Origin of the sequence: Prevotella sp. 10(H) (assembly GCF_000711235.1) — a bacterium.
Classification (GTDB): domain Bacteria; phylum Bacteroidota; class Bacteroidia; order Bacteroidales; family Dysgonomonadaceae; genus Dysgonomonas.
The window spans coordinates 472,101-495,182 of the sequence record NZ_JOMI01000007.1 but is presented as its reverse complement, the minus strand read 5'-3'; the positions used below and the strand labels follow the sequence as shown (position 1 = coordinate 495,182).

At 36.8% G+C, this 23,082-nt stretch carries 13 protein-coding genes and 1 riboswitch; of the genes, 5 read left to right on the top strand and 8 right to left on the bottom strand.

The window, feature by feature from the left end:
* Positions 1 to 17: 17 nt before the first annotated feature.
* A complete protein-coding gene (locus tag K348_RS0113615; RefSeq protein WP_197027667.1) occupies positions 18 to 3,515 on the bottom strand; it encodes a SusC/RagA family TonB-linked outer membrane protein in 3,498 nt (1,165 codons plus the stop codon).
* Positions 3,516 to 3,744: 229 nt separating this feature from the next.
* Entirely contained in the window at positions 3,745 to 4,776 is a 1,032-nt protein-coding gene (locus K348_RS0113610; protein ID WP_029905630.1) for a FecR family protein, read from the bottom strand.
* A 466-nt stretch (positions 4,777 to 5,242) separates the two neighbouring features.
* Between K348_RS0113610 and K348_RS0113600 the strand changes: the two genes are divergently transcribed.
* Positions 5,243 to 5,758: a ferritin-like domain-containing protein gene (locus tag K348_RS0113600; protein ID WP_029905629.1), complete on the top strand. Its 516-nt coding sequence runs from the start codon at positions 5,243 to 5,245 to the stop codon at positions 5,756 to 5,758.
* A gap of 213 nt (positions 5,759 to 5,971) precedes the next feature.
* Here K348_RS0113600 and K348_RS0113595 read toward each other — a convergent pair whose 3' ends face one another.
* Positions 5,972 to 7,906: a hypothetical protein gene (locus tag K348_RS0113595; protein ID WP_051697882.1), complete on the bottom strand. Its 1,935-nt coding sequence runs from the start codon at positions 7,904 to 7,906 to the stop codon at positions 5,972 to 5,974.
* Positions 7,907 to 8,990: 1,084 nt separating this feature from the next.
* Between K348_RS0113595 and K348_RS19305 the strand changes: the two genes are divergently transcribed.
* From K348_RS19305 to nrdG, 3 genes are all read left to right on the top strand, one after another.
* Positions 8,991 to 9,419, top strand: coding sequence for an AraC family transcriptional regulator (locus tag K348_RS19305; protein WP_197027666.1), 429 nt, complete (start codon positions 8,991 to 8,993; stop codon positions 9,417 to 9,419).
* 200 nt (positions 9,420 to 9,619) lie between these two features.
* Positions 9,620 to 9,802: riboswitch (cobalamin riboswitch) on the top strand.
* Positions 9,803 to 9,929: 127 nt separating this feature from the next.
* Complete coding sequence (gene nrdD / locus K348_RS0113580) at positions 9,930 to 12,020, top strand: anaerobic ribonucleoside-triphosphate reductase (protein ID WP_029905624.1); 2,091 nt, start codon at positions 9,930 to 9,932, stop codon at positions 12,018 to 12,020.
* Positions 11,998 to 12,483, top strand: a complete 486-nt coding sequence (gene nrdG, locus K348_RS0113575; RefSeq protein ID WP_029905621.1) for an anaerobic ribonucleoside-triphosphate reductase activating protein — start codon at positions 11,998 to 12,000, stop codon at positions 12,481 to 12,483. The genes nrdD and nrdG overlap by 23 nt, the downstream gene beginning before the upstream one ends.
* Before the next feature lie 337 nt (positions 12,484 to 12,820).
* Here the strand turns inward: nrdG and K348_RS0113565 are convergent, their stop codons facing one another.
* From K348_RS0113565 to K348_RS0113555, 3 genes are all read right to left on the bottom strand, one after another.
* A complete protein-coding gene (locus K348_RS0113565; RefSeq protein ID WP_081852574.1) occupies positions 12,821 to 15,265 on the bottom strand; it encodes an alpha-L-rhamnosidase C-terminal domain-containing protein in 2,445 nt (814 codons plus the stop codon).
* A gap of 17 nt (positions 15,266 to 15,282) precedes the next feature.
* Entirely contained in the window at positions 15,283 to 17,817 is a 2,535-nt protein-coding gene (locus K348_RS0113560) for a hypothetical protein (protein WP_197027665.1), read from the bottom strand.
* Between the two features lie 241 nt (positions 17,818 to 18,058).
* Positions 18,059 to 18,739 (bottom strand): hypothetical protein, encoded by a 681-nt coding sequence (locus tag K348_RS0113555; protein ID WP_051697877.1) that lies wholly within the window; start codon positions 18,737 to 18,739, stop codon positions 18,059 to 18,061.
* 228 nt (positions 18,740 to 18,967) lie between these two features.
* Between K348_RS0113555 and K348_RS0113550 the strand changes: the two genes are divergently transcribed.
* On the top strand, positions 18,968 to 19,951 hold the full coding sequence (locus tag K348_RS0113550) for a hypothetical protein (RefSeq protein ID WP_029905616.1): 984 nt from the start codon (positions 18,968 to 18,970) through the stop codon (positions 19,949 to 19,951).
* Between the two features lie 80 nt (positions 19,952 to 20,031).
* Here K348_RS0113550 and K348_RS0113545 read toward each other — a convergent pair whose 3' ends face one another.
* Together K348_RS0113545 and K348_RS0113540 are read right to left on the bottom strand one after the other, a co-directional pair.
* Positions 20,032 to 21,225 (bottom strand): saccharopine dehydrogenase family protein, encoded by a 1,194-nt coding sequence (locus K348_RS0113545; protein WP_029905615.1) that lies wholly within the window; start codon positions 21,223 to 21,225, stop codon positions 20,032 to 20,034.
* A gap of 96 nt (positions 21,226 to 21,321) precedes the next feature.
* On the bottom strand, positions 21,322 to 22,773 hold the full coding sequence (locus K348_RS0113540; RefSeq protein ID WP_156032889.1) for a hypothetical protein: 1,452 nt from the start codon (positions 22,771 to 22,773) through the stop codon (positions 21,322 to 21,324).
* Positions 22,774 to 23,082 lie beyond the last annotated feature (309 nt).

The window sequence follows — 23,082 nt, the reverse complement described above, 5'->3', positions numbered from 1 at the left end:
TTTTTAATTTTTTATTATTAAAATTCAACCTGAATATTAAAACCTAAATTACGCGTAGACGGTAAAGAATAATATTCTACTCCTGCACCACTGTTACCCGAACCCATAGTAGATGTTTCCGGATCGAATCCCGGCAAATTGTTTTGAATCAGCCATAAATTGCGCCCTACAAATGCCAGACGCGCACTGGTTAATCCTATCCCCAACGAAGAGAGAAACTTTTTAGGCACCCGGTATCCGATAGTTAAATCTCGCAGTTTTATATAATCGGCTTTATAAAGAATTTTAGTAGTCGGTGTATTCCATGCGTCATAATAACTTTCTGCATTGATCGGTATTGTATTAGGTTTGCCAGTATCGATATCTGTACCGTCATAGATAAGTCCTCCACCATTTTTTATCGGTTCGCGTATATTTACACCATTCGAGTTAAATGCAACCGTACTGGCGTCTTTACCCGATTGAATAAAGCTCATGATAGAAGAAGATGCAATATATCCTCCATGACGGACGTCTATGGTAAAATTAAGATCGAATCCTTTATACCGGAAAGTGTTTGTTATACCGGCCATCCAATCGGGTGTTGTATTTTTATTTAACGGTAGAAGGTCCTGCCATACCGTATTGATCGGATTCCCGTCTTTTGTAAAATCCTTACCGGTATTATAAGGTGTTTTCATGCCGTTTGTTAAGTTCTGAACCATCGGATTATCTCCATATTTATCCCAAAACTCCTGACTGTCGTTTATATTCACAAATCCCCAGATAGAGCCATAATTTTCTCCCGGAATCGCACGCACTTCTATTCCGTTGAATGCACTAATATGAAGGAAATCTACACCCGGATAGAGTTCTACAACTTTAGTCTTGTTTGTTGACCAGTTTGCCGCCACATCCCAAGAAAAGTCTTTGGTATTAATTATATTAGCATCTACTTTGATTTCAACTCCTCGTGTCTTTAACAGTCCGGCATTTACCATACGGTGACGGCCTCCGGCTTCCCAAGGAATTTCAGTCTTGATAATTTGATTCCTGGCTTTATCATTAAAATAAGCAATATCCAGTCCAATGCGGTTGTTTAAGAAACGTAGATCCGCTCCTATTTCCCACGATGTCTTTTGTTCAGGTTTCAAACCTATCGGCGGCAATACATTTTCAAATGCCATAACCGCCTGCTTACCTTCTGTAGAAGTCCAGTCTATACTCCGGTTTACATATCGTCCTAGCTGATATGCGCCGGTATCGTTACCTACTTTAGCCCAGTTTACACGAACTTTTCCAAAACTCAAAATTGAATTTTTGTTTTTCATTAATTCGGTAAAAATAAAGCTTCCCGATACTGACGGATAGAAGTAAGACCAATCCGTGCTCGGTAACGTAGATGACCAATCATTACGTCCTGTTACAGTCAAATACAGGAAGTTTTTATAGCCTATATCTACATAGCTTATAACAGATTGCACTTCTTTTTCCACATATTGATATGTAGTTTTAGCCTCTTGCTTAGAGTTAGCCAGATTATATACCCCCGGGCGAAGTAATCCTCCTTCTGTAACAGCAGTTCTATAACGAGCCTGCTCATTTCTGATAGCCGTACCTAAACTTGCGACCAGCGAAAAGTCGCCGACCTGCTTATTAAAGTTGACTGAAAGATCGGCATTATATTCTTTATTCATATTGTTACCCACGCTATATCTTCCATCATTCTTTTTCCATTTGGCCGTAATTTGTTCGTAATCCGTAGAATTATAATCATTATATAAGTTTGCTTGAAGATTTAAACCCTTAAGAACTTCAAATGTGAAGCCGATCTTTCCGGTAAATTTATTACGGGTAGACGGATTGAGATTTTCATAAACACTCCAATAAGGATTTGGAGTTCCGTCATCTTTCCATGTACGAGGTTCACCGAATTCATCTTTATAATTATTTTTAAACTGACGGATATCGATACTATTAGGAAACCACATCATTCCCTCCGTAGTACTTCCTCCACCCTGTCCCGAACGACTAGGGGAATCCATCTGTGACATCAGCATCATCACATCTACTTTCAACCGATTACCCAGCTTTATCTCAGAGTTGACACTCCCGCCAATGCGTGTTAATTCGGAATTAGGGACGATATCATTCACTTTATTATGTGAAAGTGAAATACGTGTATTGGTTAATTCATTTACATATGATGCAGCAACTGTAGTGTTAACATCAAGACCTGTTTCATAGAAGTTTTTAAAGTTATCTCCATAAGGCATCCAGTCTGTAGGTATTCGTTTGCCTGTAACCGGATCTATCGGCGAGTCAAATTGTGCAATTTTACGATAATTTCCGGTAGCCGGATCAATAAAGCTGGGACCAAAACTGTTACTAAACTCTCCGATACCATTTCCTTTACCGTCTACATATTCATATTCGCCCCCTGTTCCCATACCGTACATAGTTTGATATTTTGGTAGAATTAACGGCCTGCTGAATGTAGTAGTGTGGCTTAATGACATTTTCCAACCCTTCTGATCTACCGCTCCTTTCTTGGTAGTTACCAGAATGGCTCCGTTAGAAGCACGCGAACCATACAACGCGGTAGCTGCGGCACCTTTCAGGACACTCACCTCTTCTATATCATTAGGATTTATATCTGATAACGGATTACCCCAGTCATTGAAACCACTCGGTGCCCATAATGATTCGTTCAATACGCGATTGGTCTGCTGCGGGATGCCATTGACTACCCACAACGGAGAGTTGTCATTCGATAATGATGAAATACCACGAATAACTACACGTGGAGTTCCGTCCATACCACTTGAAGAGGCAGCGATCTGAACACCCGGTATCTTACCAGCTAATCCAAGAGCCATATTGGTTTGGCCTCCAGCAAGGATTTTAGAACCATCAATCTTATCGATTGCATAGCCGAGCGATTTTTCTTCACGCTTGATACCCAAAGCTGTTACAACCACCTCTGTTAAAGCTCTGTTGTTTTCCAGCAAAGTAATCTTTATATTGTTTTCTGCTCCGATAGCAATCTCTTTTGTTTCATAACCTACATAAGACACTAGCAACGTCGCATTTTGAGGAACCTCCAGAGAGAAATTACCATCCTCATCGGTCATTGTTCCGTTAGTCGTCCCTTTCACAGATACGTTTGCTCCAATGAGCGCTTCATTATTAGGATCGACTACCGTACCGGTTATTTTTCTCTGTTGCTGTACTATTGGGGCAGGTTTCTGTGTTAAGATTATTTTCTTATTATCCACCTTGTAAGCGCAATCTGGAAGAATCTCCGATAAGATTTCATTTATCGGTTTATTACTCGCTTTTACATTGACTCTACGTGTAGTATTGATCGCATCATCGCTGTAGAAAAAAGTAAGATCGCTTTTTCTTTCTATTTCTTTTAAGACCTCTTTCACGGTAGAGTTTGTCATTTCCAGACTTATTCTTGTGGTTTGGGCATAGGTCGTGGCAGAAACATTTACCAGTACAACGGTTAACATAAATAGAACAAGCTTCATGACCCGTCTGCTTTTTTTTGTTAAGAAAAGAGATAAAACACTTTCCTTATAAAAATAATTCATAATTTTATCTGATTTTAGGTTAAACAATTACCCCGCTACGTAACAAGTAAGAGGTAGTTTTTAATTAGAAATTTAATAAATAGGTAAATGTTGGCGCATTTACCTATTTTCGTAATAGATTAAATCAGTGCTTCATAGTAAAAAAGATTTGAGGTTAGTACTATCATTATTTCAATTCTATATAAATTTTATTATCTACCAACCGGTATTTGATCGGTATGATTCTTTCCATCGCATTCATAATTTCCTCAATGCTTTCCTGATGAATAGTGAAAGACAGTCGTGTTTTTGATGCAAATTTTTCCGGGCACAGTATCTGCATATTATATCTGCCTTCCATACTGATTAAGATATCGGCCAGATAATCGTTATCAAATACTAGCTTATCTTTGATCCAGTCTGCATATAGACCAGATTTTACTTTTTCGACAGCAGTTTTTTGGTCAGACTTTCGGTAAGAAAATAATTCATCAGGCTTTAGTAAAACAGGTCTTTGGATATTTTCGCCCGATATTTTCACGCTACCACTCAGCAACGCTGTTTGAATATAATCACCAACAGCGTAATTATCTACATTAAATGTAGTACCTAATACTTCGATTGAAAGATCCCCTGTTTTTACAATGAAAGGTTTCTTTGCATCCTTTGCTACTTCAAAATAAGCTGCCCCTTCCAAAACTACTTGTCTACAGTCTGCTGCAAATATTTCAGGATAAATAAGTTTAGTTTCTGAATTCAGCCAAACGACAGAGCCGTCGGGGAGTTCAAATTTTCCTTTACTGCCTTTAGCTGTTATTAATTGGTGTTGAGTATCTACAGTATGAGCCGGTTTCAAATCAGTCTGCCATTTACCCAGCCCGAAACCGGTTGCTATTAAAATTAATGCTACCGCTGCAACTTGTATTAGTCGCTTAAAAGGGATGATCCGGTCGTTAATCTTGTTGATCGATCTTTTTTGCAAACGTTCTTGTTCTTCCTGAATACGATTTTTTAGTTTTCCCAGTGCAATATCTACCTCTAATTCATTTTGAGCAGCCACATTACACGAAAGCCACAAATCGCGGGTGTTTACGAAATCAGTTCTGTTATCGTCCGACAACTTAAGCCATTCGAGCATTATCATTTTTTCATTCAATGACGCTGAGCCGTCGAGATAACGGATGATAATTTGATTTATATCGGGTAATTCGTTTTTCATAGTTCCGTTATTTATAAGTAAAACAAAAAAAACACACTTTACCCTACCTCATCACAGTATTTTTTTATCATAAAAAATTACATAACGTTTCAAATTAATACCATCTGCCTTCGGCTATTTAGTTATATTAATATTTTACAACTCAATATTTAACTATTAATCACAAACTTAGCTAGTATTTTCTTGTTTATAATATGTAATTAAAGCGGTAAACTTTAATATGTTTATAAATTAAAAATGTTAGTTATGGAATCAAAAAACAAATCTAAAAGCAGTACAGCTAAGACAAGTGCAACTCACGAGAAAAATTCAACTCACAAAAGCACAACTCCGACAGCTTCTAAAACAGACACAAAAAAGAATTCTTCTTCAAAGAAATAATTCTTTAAAGTTTAAAAACTGCAAAGTTCAACTGTGAATACAGCAGTTGAACTTTTTTATTAAATCAAATTTAAATTACTTAGTTATGGAAAAGAAAGAGAATATGCAAAATTCAGAGTTTCACGAATTCTTTGTTGATGAATTAAAAGACATTTACTGGGCAGAAAACCATCTGGCGAAAGCATTACCAAAAATGCAGAAAGCAGCCACAAGTCCTGAATTGGCTCAGGCATTCGAAAAACATACAAAAGAAACCGAAGGGCATATCAAAACATTGGAACAAGTGTTTGAACTGTTGGGCAAAAAAGCGGAAGAAAAGAAATGCGACGCAATGGACGGTTTGCTAAAAGAAGCAAACAGCATTATAGACGACACTGAAAAAGATACTTTTGTACGCGATGCCGGCCTGATTCTGGCAGCACAGAAAGTCGAGCATTATGAAATTGCTACATATGGTACTTTAAGAATCTTCGCACGCTATCTGAAGAATCAGCAAGTGGTAAAATTACTGGAACAGACACTCCAAAACGAAAAAGATACAGATGTTACGCTTACTGAACTGGCAGAAGGTTCTATAAATAAAAAAGCAGCAAGCGAGTAACATACAATTTATTTGCACAAGTAAATATAAAAAGGAATGAATCATCATTCCTTTTTTTCTTACATTGCATACACATAGTGCTTAATAATAAAATAATGGTCTCCACCAGTAACAATTTTCTCAAACAATTACTGACTTATGATAAATAAATTAACTAGAAGACATCAAAATTACATTTACAAACCAGAGACCATTCTTCTCCACGAGATCAGATTAATGTGGATTTATCCCACTATTTACAGCTTTTAGTACTGCCCATGCCATTACATTCATTTCCAATGCCGAATTATATACCCATGGAATATTAGGTGCAGTATAATTAGCATTACTATATTGTTTCGGTTGAGGTCTTAGATTACTGTCGTAATAGGCAGGAAATCCTCCCGCATCAGACTGTCCGTCATATCCCGGAGCTGTTGCACCGAAAGTATCTCCGAACATGAAGAAATTTTTGGATTCGTTATACCATACCGTAGAAAATTTAGGATTAACGCCCTGATGAAGCTTTATTGACTGAGCAGAGCATACCTGTACAGAATTGGGCGGCAGATTATACGCTATTACTGTACCATTTGTATCATTATCTTCTCCCCATAGTTTACCGGCCAGATTTCCGAAAGGCCCGTTTACAACAGGATCATTGGGCAAATTATTTATATAATAATTGTCATCATTCCCTCCGCCGTCCTGCCATCCCAGGTAAATTCCCGACCCAAAAATACCTTCTACAAGCTTTTGAGCAGTGTACAAACCATTACTATAGCTGGTACTTGAATTATTACCATTGCCAGCAGAATTGGATGCAAAGACCAAAACACCACCGTCATTTACATATTTGGCTAATGCACTGGTCAACCCTGCGCTATTAGGTGCTTCCCATGAATAATAAAGAATAATATCAGGTTTATTAGTCGATGCCAAATGAGTTACGGCCTCAGTGGCGCTGGCCGTTTGCCATAACGTTTCAAAACCATCTGTTTTGACAACACCCTGTGTGGCTCCAAAATTAGCCGAAGAATTCAGAGCTTTGAATCTAACAGTATTAGACCACCATGAATACCAACTCCCATTAATTCCGGCACTATAATATTGTCCGATAATACCTAACTTTAACCTAGGTAAAATAATAGGAACCGTAGCAGAACACTTAGTATTTCCCTGTGGTGAATTTGAGATAATATCGATAGGAAAATCGAAATTAACCGTTGGTGTTCCCATTCCCATCATTGTAACAGGTTGCATGCCTATTTGTGCAGAAGTCCATTCGCCACTGGCTGTAAAACTGACTCCGTTCACCACAGGCGTTTTTATTGCATAAGACCCTGCTGTTCTTACATTTACTAACAAAGTTATTGTATTAGTTGCATCTAAAACATGGCCTTTTCTGTATTCTCCATTGACTTTAGTATTAAAACAGTTCATGTCATAATTTGCTGCGTTTGTGACAACCTCTATTTCAGGTTCACAGCCGGCAAGCAGTTCTATACCATCAAACTTTAATTTATCAATCTGTACATTTATAGGGGTTCCCTGACTTGGAATCTGCAGAGTTACGGGTCCTTTTTCGAGTATCACACCTGACAGGTAGAAATTGTAGCCGTTACCGGAGGTTACACTAATGGCAAAAGTACCGGGTTTAATTACATTCACTTTCAATAAAAGATAATTATCGCCTGTTGTTGCTTTTCTTTCAATATATGTACCCATAGGTTCGATATTACTACAGGCTAACGGATCGAACTGAGCTTGCCCCATTCCTCCCGATAGTTTAACCCACTCTTCGATACGCCACATATAGAGGCCTTCTTCCAGGTCTACGGCATCAGTATTTATATTGTAAACAATCATACCGGTGGCTCTTAACTTTTCATCTGCCGTAGAATCATCGCCCCAGACACCAGTACCTGTATTGAGTTTCCCTCCGTAAAGCGGAGTCAATTTGTTCCATGCCTTCAAAGATACTTTTGGAAATAATAGCCCTCTATCAGAGTTTTCTAGCGTAAGAACATCATCTTTATCAGGATTCGATGCTGTTTTCTCTTTTAATTCTAGTAATGCCCCTTTCTCCGGAACCGATCCCGAACCAATAGTAACCTGTGCATGTGAAGTAAATGTAATTGTTGTAATAGCGAATAATAATACTAACATTATTATCCGATCAAGAATGTGGTTTCGCATTTTGTTTGTCTTAGTTATTATAATTGTAATCTACCCTCTCGAAAAATATTTGTCTTATCTTGTTTTGTCTTATCTTGTATAGTTTTCTATTCTTCAATACAAATTTATTCTACCTCAAGAGAATATATCCATTATAAAATTGAAACATTAAACACTTTTTTAGTCTTTATCATATTATTTAAGACAAAGCCCAAAATCACATAATAGACTAATATCCAGTATATAAAATAAGTTATATTTAAAAAATTGTTTATGAATTTTTAGGAGTACGGCTTAACACCTATCTATATAGAAAAATACTAATATTTAGCGCTTAATTGCTATTTTTGCACATCCGGTTCTTTTTTAATACTATTTGTGAAGACAAGGGCATTGCTACCCCCTGATTTATAAACGGAGATAAATAAATTAGGAGATATTTAATTAATATTCACCTGATCAGTTTCAGCATAGATTACAAAAATAGGTTTTTTAAATATCCTGTACTACATATATCAACCTTATAAGAAAAAGAATGTCTAGAGATAATTCTGAAATAGACTACACTTTGTCGAAAATATGCCGTAACTACCTATACTGCATATTACCAAATTATATTTTATTTACTCTTTATTATTTCTATCAGGGCATAAGTCCATTGGATGTTGTAACCGGCATTTACACACTGCTTCATGTACCCTTATTTTTCATACCACTTCTTAGAATTAATCTCAGGCTTTTAAAGCGCATTGTTTTCTTATATCTGGTGCAATGTGCCCTCACTCTTTTCCCAATAGTTTGCTTTTACTGGCAGATGGCACAAATAACTGCCTTCTTATGGTATATATTAATACCCATAGCTTCACTTTTGTTTTTTTCTGGACGTACTACTTTATACTGGTGTATCTGTATAATAGTTGTAATTTGCATGGTTATTATTATAGATCCTTTTTTCCCGAAGAAATACTATCCCACCTTAACCAAGGATCAGATTACTATGATCAATATTCTGACAATAGTTTGTTGTCTTTACCTGCTTTTCTTTTTTATTTATAATCTGAATAAAATCAGTCAAATGAAGGTCAGGAAACTCATAGAAGAAGAATCGGGCAGAATAGTAGATATAGAAGAGCGAAAGGAAGTGATAAACATTAAACATAACGAGATTTATAAAAGCATAATACATTATTTCGAAAAAAAGAGACCTTATTGTAATCCTGACTTTACTGCATCACAACTAGCAAGCGCTATTAACTCAAATGTCAGCTATATATCCAAAGCCATAAAAATAAATAACGATATGAATTTTAATACATTTGTAAATGTATATCGTATCAATATGGTAAAAATTATGTTTGATAACGGTGACCACAAAAGATACACAATGAAATATATTTATCTGACATGTGGTTTTAAATATCAATCGACATTCAATAAAGTATTTAAACAAATAGTGGGAATGACTCCTACAGAGTATGTAAAAATAATTGAAGAACAGAATTAAGTTTAGGCAATTATAAACTCCAAAAATTTTCCACAAAGCACACAAAACACACTATAAAATCATCAATTTGGAAAACTTTTCTACATTTTTAAAATATTAATAACCTTACAATCAATACTTTAAAAATTATTTTGGAAAACTTTTCAAAAATACACAAAATAATAATATTCATTTTTTATTATTATATCAAATAAATAATATACCTTTGTTTTGTATATGGTTCCGGTGAAAACCGGATGAAAAGGGAATCAGGTGTAAGTCCTGAACTATCCCCGTAGCTGTAAGTTTCAATGAAAAGTTAGATTCCCATGCCACTGTCTGTTAGACGGGAAGGCGTCTAACCGGAATAAGTCAGAAGACCTGCCATGTATATTATAAGATCCGGAGCTTCGGGTGAAAAGCAACAGGGCGGAGACTTACATAGACACTTCATACATGTAACACCCTTCCTGCATTCTGCTTCGAAAACGATACTTCAACAGACTTGAAATCATTTTTATAATTCAGTATATGGAGATTGTTATTATTAAAAGAGATGGAAAGAAAGAATCTTTTTCACTCGAAAAAATCAAGAATGCGGTTGCGAAGGCATTCCTTTCAGTGGGTAGTTTTGCTACCGAAGATGTGATCACAAACATACTTAGCAGGGTTAGCATCACCAACGGCACCACCGTTGAGGATATACAAAATCAGGTAGAAGTAGCTTTGATGGCCGAAAGATATTATATGGTAGCCAAATCTTTCATGCTCTATAGGCAAAAACACCTCGAAGACAGGGAAGTGAGGGATAAACTTAATTTCCTTATGGATTATTGCGATGCTCAGAATGCTGCTTCAGGCAGTAAATATGATTCGAATGCCAATGTAGAGAATAAGAATATGGCAACCCTTATCGGTGAACTTCCTAAATCGAATTTTATCCGCCTCAATCGAAGAATGCTTACAGACAAGCTGAAAGAGATGTATGGAAAAGAGGTTTCCGACCGCTATATTCAACTACTCAATAGTCATTACATATATAAAAACGACGAAACAAGTCTCGCCAATTATTGCGCCAGTATTACCATGTATCCATGGCTGATAGGCGGTACCACTTCAATAGGCGGCAACTCAAAAGCCCCAACAAATCTCAAATCTTTCAGCGGAGGGTTTATAAATATGGTATTTATGGTATCGAGTATGCTTAGCGGCGCATGTGCGACACCTGAGTTCCTGATGTATATGAACTATTTTATCGGATTGGAATACGGTAAAGATTATTACCTGAATTCCGACAAGGTAGTAGACCTATCCACAAGGCAGCGTACATTGGAAAAAGTTCTCTCCGATTACTTCGAACAAATTGTCTACTCCATAAACCAGCCTACAGGAGCAAGAAATTTCCAGGCTGTATTCTGGAATATATCTTATTACGACAAGTATTACTTCGAAAGCTTGTTCAGTAACTTCGTGTTTCCCGATGGCAGTTCTCCGCATTGGGATTCTCTAAATTGGCTTCAGAAGTTTTTCATGAAATGGTTTAACCGCGAACGTACCCGCGCTGTACTGACTTTCCCTGTAGAAACGATGGCGCTCCTTACCGAAAACGGAGAACCAAAAGATAAAGAATATGGTGAATTCACAGCCGAAATGTATGCTGACGGACACTCTTTCTTTACATATATAAGTGACAATGCCGACTCGCTTAGTAGCTGCTGCCGGCTTCGGAATGAGATTCAGGATAACGGATTCAGTTATACACTGGGTGCAGGAGGGGTTTCCACCGGTTCGAAAAGCGTATTAACCATTAATCTGAATCGCTGCATCCAGCATGCAACAAAGAAAGGCATGCCTTATCAGTTTTTCCTTGAAGAAGTGATTGACCTCGTACATAAAGTACAGATGGCTTATAACGAAAATCTGAAATATATGCAGTCTAAAGGCATGCTGCCTCTGTTCGATGCCGGATATATCAATATGAGCCGCCAATACCTTACTATCGGGGTGAATGGGTTGGTAGAAGCCGCAGAATCCCTCGGAATTGAAATCAGCGACAATCCTCTCTATGAGGAATTTGTAGGAAATGTACTCGGGCTTATTGAAGATGCAAACAAAAGATACCGTACTAAAGAGGTGATGTTTAATTGCGAAATGATTCCGGCTGAAAATGTAGGCGTGAAACATGCCAAATGGGACAGAGAAGATGGATATATCGTAAAACGTGACTGCTACAACAGTTATTTCTATATAGTGGAAGATGAATCGTTGAATATTATAGATAAATTCAGATTGCATGGCCGCAGGTATATAGACAGGCTTACAGGAGGTTCTGCGTTACACCTCAATCTGGACGAACATCTCACCAAATCGCAGTATAATCATTTATTAAAGGTTGCCGCACAGGAAGGCTGTAATTATTTTACATTCAACATCCCTAATACTGTGTGCAACGACTGCGGGCATATAGACAAACGAAATCTTAAAGAATGTCCGTCCTGTAAGGGCAAAAACCTTGATTATCTGACAAGAATTATAGGTTATATGAAGCGTGTGAGCAATTTCTCACAAAGTAGGCAGAAGGAGGCTGCACAGAGGCATTATGCTACGGTACGTCAGCTATGATATAGTATTTCAGGAAATACCGGGAGAGGTAACACTTGCTGTTAACCTCTCCAATTGCCCCAATTGCTGCAAAAGTTGCCATAGCCCTTATTTACAACAGAATACAGGCGAAATATTATATGAGTATGTTATAGATCACCTGTTAGATAGATATGGAAATTCGATCACTTGTGTATGCTTTATGGGAGGAGATTCCGCACCTGAAGAAATAGAAAAGTTCTCCATATTAATACGTCATAAATCGAATGGAAATATAAAAACAGCATGGTATTCGGGAAAGAGTAAATTACCTGAAAGTATTTCTCCTGCCAGTTTTAATTATATAAAACTCGGGCCGTATATTGAACAATTCGGTGGACTGAACAATACTGCCACTAATCAGCGTTTTTATAAGATTGAAGATGGTGGAATGATTGACCGGACATTTTTATTTCAGATCAAAAACCGCTCCGTTACTTTTTGAAAAAGAATAAGGAATGTATTGAGGTAATATTTTCTGATACAATTTTATCCCATTTCTCATGGGATAAAGAAATTAATTATAGAAAGATACTTAATGTATTTCCTGAGAAAAGAAAGCATGAGATAGTTCTGGTTTATTTGGGAAATGAAACTTATTTTTCTCCTTTATATATCTCCTTTAAGAGCCTTGAGATAGCCGAAAGAATTAAAATCTTATAATGCATAAGTAGATAAATATAAAGTGTAATGCAATAAAAGAGCAGATTCCCTATGTAATCTGCTCTTTCGTCATTAAACTTCGTAGTGTGTTATAGTATAAGAAGTATCTATTTTAATCATCAGTCAAAAAAGATGCCGCTCAAAGTTGCATTATCCCCTCTGACCTGATTTATCCTTATTCTTACAGGCTGCTTAAGATTTAAAGTTATATATTTACCCTGCTCATAGTCGCGTATCATCTGAACCGGCATAAGCAATCTTTTGTTATCCAGATCAAATACCTCTATAGCAGAACGGCGATTCTTCTTATCCCAATCTACAAAATATAAAGATATGCGATATGATTGATCTTTACGACTATATATATCGGCCGTCATAGTCTGCTTGCAAGGTATAGGATCGAGGGTATAAAATGCTCCGAGATTCCGTATCCGGTCATCAGTATCAGACAGTAAAGCTCTCGGGTCATCAGATTTTGTTGTCCAATGAACATTCCCATTCATATTAAATTTTACCTGCTCTATAAAATCTGGTAATTGCATACGGTTCTGAAGGCTATCGAAATTACAGAGAATGTATCCTTTACTTCCATATTTGCTTTTCCAGTTCCCTTGTGTTTTATTATCTTCATTCACGGCTCCGTTATCGTAATCGTATAAAAAAGGCTCGGGTTTAAATGAAATTAAATCCCCGGAATAGTCTGCTTTAACCTGATAATTCCCTGCAGGAAAATCAGCATAATAAATAAAGTTATCGTCTTCTGATAATTTCTCTTTTCCTTCTTTATTGAATGTTACTTTTCCTATTGTACGTCCGGCTTTGGGAATCGCTACAGTAGCAACGGTATTCTCCGGTACAGAGAATGAATGTTTCCCTGACTTTATATCAAATGCAACTTCTATTTTGCCATGCGGCGTAGGTGTATGACCTTTTACCCATGTAACTTCCGATGACAGATGAGGCTTAATAATAAATTTAGCGAATCCAGCTGAAGTCGGTTTTATGCCTAAGATTTCTTCACTCAGCCATTTGGTTACTCCCGCACTCCAAGGATGTGTAAAACTTGTATAACCACATTGGTTATTTATAGGTGCATCATTTGGTTTGGAAATATCGTTCCATGAAGGGCGGAAAACTTCGAAGAAAGTTGTAGCGCCATACCGGATCTGCCCTCCCCAGCAATCATCTATAGTATTTAAAGCTTTGTCATATGAATTAGCTCTAGCCAGAGCCTGAATAATAAAATATTGATTGAATGGAGAATATGATAGCCGTTGCATACGGTTAGAAAATACCCTATCTAAAAGACGGTTTTCTTCCTCTTTATTTATAAATCCGGCATTTACTGCATCTGCTCCCGAATGAACGTTTAGCTGTTCAATCCATTTATTGTCTGCCCTTAACGAATTAATTTTCTCCTCTGCATACTTTTTATATTTAGCAGCTACTTCTTGATACCCTGCCTGCTCGAGTATTTCACTATATTCATTCCATGCTCTTATCGATAGCATTTTGTAAGCATTTTGTGATTCATCGCAGCTTGCATTTTCAAAGCCTGCTCCTAAACGCTCATCCCATCCATAAAATGATAAGCGGGGATTCTTACCATAATGCTCATATGCTATATCAAGTTTATTACAGGCATTTTCATGCATTTCATCTAATAATTCTTTATCGCCTGTGTATCTGTAATAATCGATAAGACTAAGCACCCAGTACAGCGAATAGCTGGCAATCCCATTAAACTGAGTGGAAGTATACCGCAGATTTGTCTTTACAAAATCAAAGTTCCCGAATGCAACCATCGAGGCTGCCTGCGATGTATGTGCATCTCCCGTCCACGAATGACGGTCGCTGCGCTCCATCAATATAGCACCGAAATGGTCTTGTAATAAATTCAGCTTTACTGTATATGCTCCGGTATACCAGATACGTGTTAATAAAGTATCGCTACAAGCAAAGCTGCCTTCATAATTAGTTGGCTTTATCTGGCACACAAGTCTGACAGAAGAAATATGTGCGGGCTTTTTCAGTGAATGAATATGAATCCAGCCGAAACGAACCCCTTCGTATAACTGATCATTTAGTTCCAATCTGTATGTATTTCCATAACGTACCGCAACATCCGTTTTTTTCGGATGTTGCGAACCGGCATTAAATACGGCGGGTTCATTAAATTCACTTATACTCATTTCTATTTCCCCGTCCAAGTCCTCAGATTCAAACTCGAGCCATGCTGCACTCACGCGTCCAAAATCAAACATAAGATTGCAAGCGCCGGTTACGGTTAATGTCGATGCATTTTTAACCGATACATTTTCCGAATTGTCTGCCTGCACGCTTACAGGCTTTAAGACATACACTTCGAGACTATCGGTCGGTTTCGGGTCATCCCATCTCATAGCTACCAGAGGATCCGGCGACTGAGGGACATCTACTCCGGAAAAAGTACCACTCACTGCCGGATACGGTGCATCGATATCCGGCATATCGTACTTTAGATTCCTTGTATTACAAGAAAATAGAAATATGCCTAAGAGTATAACATACAATAATCTCGTCATTTTGTCTAAGATTGGAATTATAGTTCTTTTACAATGAATGTAGACGGTTTACCACTATTATGTTTGAATACAATACTGCCATCCTGCGAAGCCTTAACATTTCCGGCCTTACCATCTATGGATATCCTATAATTACCGTCAGGTCTTAATCCGGTCATTTTAAACCCATAATTATCCGTAGATGAGATTTTCCATGAATATGTTTTAGCTTTCCAGTTTGTAATTTCCATATTGACCGGAGTATCAGATTGGGAATTAATTACCAGAGTCATCTCTTCCTTATTTTCCGGATAAAATATAAGATTAGCACCCGTTTTATTCACTCCAAAATTGTTCTTACTTTTTACAGAGAACTTATCTGTACTCATTGAATAGTCATCTACACTCAATCTTAGCTGATAATCGGTTCCACGAAGAGTGTATTTAAATTCTGTACCATTAAGCGATTTAAGCATATTAGGCTCCAGTCCCATCCGGTTCCATTTCGGACGGATTCCGTAGATATCCCTGTAAAGTGCGGTAACACTTGTACAAATACCGGCTAATATATCAGAACCTAATCCCAGTTGAGTTGTTCTGTTATATCGTTGTGAAGAGAGTCCATCTTTCTTATATTGCGCTAATATATTCCGTATATATTTGAGTGCTATTTCTTTGTTGTAATCGGCATAGGCACGGATACCCATATAACCCCATGTAGGGAAAATATCCCCATTTTCGTATTTAGGGAAAGGCCAGTTACCGTATTGCACTTCTTCTCTCTTATAAGAATCGAAGCAAAGAGGCCAATGGAACAAATTTTCCGCTGCTGTTCTTCTCTCTGCCTCATCAAGTATTATTTTTATACGTTCTTTATCGTCACATAGGCCGAAAGCAATAACTGCAAAATTTACAGGAGTAACGAAATTATCGCCATGAACAGAGCCGTCTTTATCGCGCCAATAAACATACTGTTTCTTTTCCGGTGACCAGAAGCCACCATCATTTATATGTTTATTAAAGCTTTCCTTCAGACGGGCTGCTACTGCAAAATAATACTCTGACTTTTGTTTATCACCTAAAATCAATTCGCAGTTGCCCCATAGATTAAGAGCCTCATACATCTGGGCATTCACAAATCCATTCTCGAAACTAGCCCAGACTATATCCAACCAGTCACTAGCTTTTTCTTCGGCGATGGAACTGTTTACCATCTCAAATATACCGTTATCATTGGAGTCGCGCTTTATAAGCCAGTTCAATGCTTTTTCGCAACTTTCTTTATGAGATCGCAACCAATCGATATCACCGCACAGGTCGAATTGTTCGGCTGTATTGATAATGTATCCTGTCTGAGAATCGACTGTATAACCCCAGCGAGCTTCATAATATCCTGTCTTATAATTAAATGTTCCCGCCATCTGGTCTTCATCTTCGTTATGCCAGCGCGATAGTACACGACCATCCTCTGTCATGGCATAATCTCTTTCACTATCCAGAGATGATGACATATTACGGGTATAATTTTCATCATTCAACGCCATGCCTATCTGAGAAAAGAAAGGCTCATGCAAGCATTTCCAGTTGGTTATCCAGCCATTTGCACCTACTATCGTATTGTCTACAACACCATATCTGCCTGTAGTATTGAGCAACTCACGCACAGCCTCAGCATCTATCGTAGGCAGAATACCTCTCGAATATTCGGTCGCATAATCAATATATTGTATATCAAGGTTTATAGTGGTTTTTCCTTTTTGTACATCGAAAGGAAGAAAAACATCTGCTTTTCCATGAACAAAACGATTGAGATTATAGCGCGGTTCCAGTTCCGTATCCGTTACAAACTGAGTACATGTAAATTCGTCCTTTTCACTATGTGAATATTTGGCAGCAATATATTTTCCTGCATCCTGCTTAGCTGTTATCCTTAAAGCATCTCCGGAATCAGGATTCCAAAATGTTATTCCTCCGGTGTGTACACCATAAGTATCATTCGCATTTGCCAGATATTTACACCAAACCATTCCACCATTATCCATTATGCCACCTTTCCATACCGATAAGTCTGTAAAGTTCCACTGAGGGAAAGCAACTTCCTCTAATTTTGCCAGACTGCTGTATATGCGGTCGATTTTCCAGTTTATCTTATTATCGATAAGGGTGAAAGTCCATGTTTCATTTACTGTTATAGAATTATCGCCGTATATAATATTACTTAATGTCACCCCGTCGGTGGTCTCTTTTGCCGTTACGTTTATTCCACTGATAGAAGAGAAATTGCCTCCCTTTGTTCTGAATCCGGTATATACTCCCGATGAAGACAATGTATTCTTTCCTTTAATGTCTAATTGTGTAATCTTACAACCATTTGAATAATCAATCAGGATTCTAAGACTACGATTGGCATCTGCGATTTCGATTGTTTTAGATGCCGGATTGTGAATTACTTTACCACTCCCGGCTAATCCATTGTTTTGTGCAGCAAATACCGTTGATGAATACGCAAAAAGAAATACTGATGCGAACCAAATCATTAATACACGGTACATTTTCAAATAATTTTTTTTCATAGTTTTATATTCTTTTATCATAATAAGCGATATTCTCAATAGATTCAGGGTTTATCAACATTTAATATTAAACCTGTAAACAGAGAAAACAAAAATACGATTGCATAACGAAGATCAATTGGTGAAAATGATTTTAATACCATGAAAAATGATTTTTATTATTCATAGTACAGCAAAAATAAAACGCTAGTAACATATTACAAGCGTTTTATGACAGTTATCGTATTGATGATGAATCCGATTACTTCAATACGAAAACTATATTTATATAAGATGAACCGTCTACACTGGCATTTTTTACTCTATAAGTAAGATTCCCATTCACGTCAATTGATATTTGAGTTTCATCGAATACATCATCGTCGAATCCCGTCACGTAATAATACATATCTCTTCGGGGAACAAGAGGTATTTTGTTAGGTGCACCTGTACTCCACGCCTTAGGGCCGCCAAACTGCCTTTGATATTCAGCATACAAGTCAATCGGGCCGTAAGTTCCTTCCGCACTCGTATCCAATCTCATAGATGGCATATAAAAGAAGTCGACATGACGCTTTACTTCCAGCTTTATCCACTTAGCGCCATTCCATATATAAATTCCTTCTTCAATGTTCTTGGTGGCATTGGTTTCGATATTATATACAGCCAAACCTTTATGTCTTTTCTTTTGTGTGGCATAATCAGTATCGGTCTTCTTTATTTCAGTGAAGATATCAAGTTCATTAATATCGTTTAAAATTACTCTGGGTAGTAATACCCCTCCTATATCAGACGAAACTAACCCTTCGCCACCGTCTTTTGATTTTATATCCAAAAGAGCAGCTTTTTCCGGAATTTCTCCGGAACCTATCGTAACCTGACCTTTCAGTCCGGATACAACAATTAATAATACCAAAAGTAGTATTGCTTTCTTTGTCTCCATCACTTTAAGCTTTATTGTGTCTTTATTACAAAGTTAACACATTAAAAATTTCATTTTTATAGCAGAGGTTAAAGGTATTTAGTATATTTGTGTAATATTTTATTGTTCGTTTCGCAGATTTGACGAAAAATATATAGAAAAGGATCTTTTTTGCCAAAAGTGACGTTTATAAATATTTTTCATGAAAAACAAATCGTTTCATCGAACAGTAATTAATGCCCGACTACTATGAGTTATCACAATTTAAGAGAAGTTTATATTAAGAAACTTTTAGCAGCCATTCCCGCAAATATTAAGCCTGTAGATTATCTTATGGATATTCTTAACATAAGCAGGGAATCAGTGTACAGAAGAATAAAATGCAAGGTACCCTTTACCTACGATGAGATGATAGAGTTATCATTAAAATTAGGGCTTTCATTAGATGAAATAACACCACTGGCCAATAGTAACAAAGCTATCTTTTCGCATCAGGAATATATGGAGGACCCTTCCCATCTTTTTCTGAAAGTACTTAAAGAACATTCCGAGAGCATTTCTAAAGAAGTAAAGATTGATAATAGAATATCTATAACGTCGACTAATCACTTATGGTTGATACATATTGTCGGTTTTGAAAATCTGCTGAAATTTTATTATTACAAATGGATGCATCAAATGGATGTAGCATTCTTAAAAGCATCCTATTCAGACATGATATTTCCAAAAGAAATAATGGAATTAAGCCATAATATTTCTGAAAAAATGAAACCTCTGAGAAACTCAATCTTTATTATAGATAAATGTATATTCTTCAATATTATAAACGAAATCCAGTATTATTACAGGAGAGGTCTTCTCAGCGAAGACGATTTGCTGGTGATAAGTAAAGATATGGAAAGGGTGGTCTACAAAACCGAGCAGAATATCCTGAATGGTACAAATGAAAGCGGTGCACCCCGCACCTATTATCTGTCATCGTTGAATATAGACTGCAACAGCATCTATCTAGAATATGGCGACAATGTCAGATCTTTTTTCTATACATATGGAATAAGACCTTTAGGAACAAGTAGCAAAAAGGTATGTGCTTATCATAAAAAATGGCTCAATTCCCTGAAAAAATATTCAGTACTCATATCTGCGTCTAATGAAGAGGAACAAATGAGATTTTTTGACAAACAAAAGGAATATCTCAATATGTTAGCTAACGGGGATATTATATATCCATAAGAGAACTCAGCCAAGTATAATCAAATAAAATGCTCCGCCGGATATATCCGGCGGAGCATTTTATTTGATTAGTTCATATATTACATCTCCAAGTCCACATCAAACAACTCATGCCAAGGCAATCCCTGTTTGTTTAATTGTTCCATAAACGGGTCCGGATCAAATTCTTCCACATTGTATACTCCCGGTTTACGCCAAAGGCCTTTCATAAACATAATCCCTCCGATAGTCGCAGGAACACCGGTTGTATAACTAACCCCTTGTGCCCCTGTTTCTTTATAGGCGGCTTCGTGAGAACAATTATTATATATATAATATGTACGTTCTTTACCGTCCTTAAACCCTTTTATACGACAACCTATAGATGTTTCACCTGTATAATTCTCGCCGAGTTCTCCCGGATCAGGCAATACAGCTTTTAGAAATTGAATAGGTACAATCTCAACTCCATTGTATATAACGGGGTCTATACGTGCCATACCTATATTCTGTATTACACGCAGGTGTGTAAGATATTCCTGACCGAAAGTCATCCAGAAACGGGCACGTTTCAGTGTAGGGTAGTTTTTCACAAGTGACTCCAGTTCTTCGTGATATATTACATAAGACTCTTTCGGACCTATATTCGGATAAGTGAGAGGCTTATGTATAGCATGCGGCTCTGTTTCCACCCATTTGCCATCTTCCCAGTATTTCCCTTTCTGGGTAACTTCACGAATATTGATCTCCGGATTGAAATTCGTAGCAAAAGCCTTTCCATGATCACCGGCATTACAGTCTACAATATCCAGATATTGAATTTCATCAAAATGATGTTTAGCTGCATAGGCAGTAAAAATACTTGTAACACCCGGATCGAAGCCACAACCTAGGATGGCAGTCAGTCCTGCTTCTTTAAACTTGTCCTGATATGCCCATTGCCATTTATATTCGAATTTTGCTTCGTCTTTCGGCTCATAGTTGGCAGTATCCAGATAGTTTACTCCGCATATCAGACAGGCATCCATAATAGTCAGATCCTGATAAGGCAATGCGACATTGATAACCAATTCAGGCTTAAACGAATTTAATAACCGTACCAAATCATCTACATTATCAGCATCTACCTGTGCTGTCTGTATTTTATTGCCTCCTACAGCCTTGGCAATAGCATCACATTTCGATTTTGTACGGCTGGCAAGCATTATTTCAGTAAATACATCCATATTCTGTGCAACCTTGTGAGCAACTACAGTTCCTACACCTCCCGCACCGATAATTAACACTTTTCCCATTATTACTTATTTATTTTAGTTTGTAGAATTTTCCTTTTTACAAAAATACGATTTAAATAGAATAATACTGCAATATTGATTTTTCTTAATAATTTCCTAATATCTCATCCAAACAATAGTATCGTAATCGGCCTTATATTTATCGACATTCTCATTCAAGATGTCAATATATTCTTTTTTAGTCCGGAATCCGTCTTCAAGATGTTTCCCTCTTAATTCCACCGTCTTAATACTTTGAATCTTATTCCCTTGGAACGGGGCGAATGGAAGTCCACCCTTAGCTGCTGCCGGCATTTTATTATATATTCTGTGATGGCGGTCATTTGTTATATATATTATATGGCCATTCATGATATACTCATCATACACTCCTTTATATTGAGGCTGCCACGGATGCATACCCAAAGATAAAATACTGCGGTCAGTATACTCGAATCCTCTAATATGTGCTTTCTGTATATCTCTTATCAGCAAGAAACCCGAACATATTATAAGTAAAAAAATTATAAGATAATTCAGTTTGGGATAATCAATAACCTTTTGGGGAACCATTAAGATCGTCATTAAAAAAGATGAGCTAAAAATATACCCGTTCATAAATCTTAAATCAGGTGCGGATATTAAGCCAAAAACAGTACAACAAATTAATACTACAAATAAAAAAACAAGAGAAGGATTTATCTTTATCTTTCTGATCTTGGTATACAGCAGATATAGAGGAGATAAAAAAATACCAAATACCATCAGTGTAAAACTTACTGTATTAGTTAATAATATCAGTTTATTACCATTTAGCCACACATCAAATATTCTGTGTATATATTCTCCCTTATAAATCTGAATTGCCCAATTATGAATGTGGGTTTGCTGAAAAAAGATGGTCGTTCGGGGTAATTTCCAATCGAAAGAAAATAAATCAATACTGTATACAGGATATACCAGATAGCCTGAGATTATCACATTCCGTACGCACCATAATCCGACAATCAGTACTGCAGCGGTCATTAAAAATGAAAGTTTCTTATAGTTCTTTTGTCTGAGAAGAACTATTAGTATCGCTATAGCAATCATGGAAAAAACAGCTGCAGACAATTTAAAAGTAACGAGCGTAACCGGCAACAAACAGGCTAATAAAAACTTATTTTTCCACCAATCCGGATTTTGTGATGTTTTTACCACAAAATAAAAAACGAATAAAATAGGTATTATATCTGTACTAGTGTCACACAACATCGACCTGCAAGTGAGAATTATAATAAATAAGAATATAAGCAGGATTAATGATTTTATCTTCTCTACATTTCTAAAAAGTTGAATGAATGCCCACCACAAAATAAGGATAAAAAACAAGGACTGCAATGTATAAACAGCCTCTCCGAACAAAAAGCGAAAAGAGAATAATGCCGATATCAGCAAATAATTTGAATTAAATCCAAGCCGGTCTTCCAAATTAGCAAGTCCCGGAGTAATCCTATATTCTTCATTCCACTTTATATGCTGGTAATGGTAATAAGGCCCATCGAAAAGGTTGGAAGAAAACAAAACCATTACTAAAACAGTTAATGAAAACAATACCGGTAACAGAAGTTGAGTCTTTGAAATACTTCTTAATAGGGCAGTGTACTTATTGAAACATTGAACTAATCTCCCTTTATTAATACCCCAGTATATAGTACTTATAACTATATATACCAACAGCATATATTTATTAGTAGGCAACCATAATGATGTTAAGGACAATGTAATGGTTAATCCGCATATACCAAGAATAAATGCATCCAATAAACCGTAATTTTCGTTTGATCTGCATATTTTATTATACAAAGCAACAAACATTTCGCCCCATGATATGCATAC

Excerpts from the sequence above, each read along its gene's own strand:
- K348_RS0113615 (WP_197027667.1), bottom strand. The coding sequence starts at position 3,515 with ATGAAGCTTGTTCTATTTATGTTAACCGTTGTACTGGTAAATGTTTCT.
- K348_RS0113610 (WP_029905630.1), bottom strand. The coding sequence starts at position 4,776 with ATGAAAAACGAATTACCCGATATAAATCAAATTATCATCCGTTATCTC.
- K348_RS0113600 (WP_029905629.1), top strand. The coding sequence starts at position 5,243 with ATGGAAAAGAAAGAGAATATGCAAAATTCAGAGTTTCACGAATTCTTT.
- K348_RS0113595 (WP_051697882.1), bottom strand. The coding sequence starts at position 7,906 with ATGTTAGTATTATTATTCGCTATTACAACAATTACATTTACTTCACAT.
- K348_RS19305 (WP_197027666.1), top strand. The coding sequence starts at position 8,991 with ATGAAGGTCAGGAAACTCATAGAAGAAGAATCGGGCAGAATAGTAGAT.
- nrdD (WP_029905624.1), top strand. The coding sequence starts at position 9,930 with ATGGAGATTGTTATTATTAAAAGAGATGGAAAGAAAGAATCTTTTTCA.
- nrdG (WP_029905621.1), top strand. The coding sequence starts at position 11,998 with ATGCTACGGTACGTCAGCTATGATATAGTATTTCAGGAAATACCGGGA.
- K348_RS0113565 (WP_081852574.1), bottom strand. The coding sequence starts at position 15,265 with ATGACGAGATTATTGTATGTTATACTCTTAGGCATATTTCTATTTTCT.
- K348_RS0113560 (WP_197027665.1), bottom strand. The coding sequence starts at position 17,817 with ATGAAAAAAAATTATTTGAAAATGTACCGTGTATTAATGATTTGGTTC.
- K348_RS0113555 (WP_051697877.1), bottom strand. The coding sequence starts at position 18,739 with ATGGAGACAAAGAAAGCAATACTACTTTTGGTATTATTAATTGTTGTA.
- K348_RS0113550 (WP_029905616.1), top strand. The coding sequence starts at position 18,968 with ATGAGTTATCACAATTTAAGAGAAGTTTATATTAAGAAACTTTTAGCA.
- K348_RS0113545 (WP_029905615.1), bottom strand. The coding sequence starts at position 21,225 with ATGGGAAAAGTGTTAATTATCGGTGCGGGAGGTGTAGGAACTGTAGTT.
- K348_RS0113540 (WP_156032889.1), bottom strand. The coding sequence starts at position 22,773 with ATGGTTTTGTTTTCTTCCAACCTTTTCGATGGGCCTTATTACCATTAC.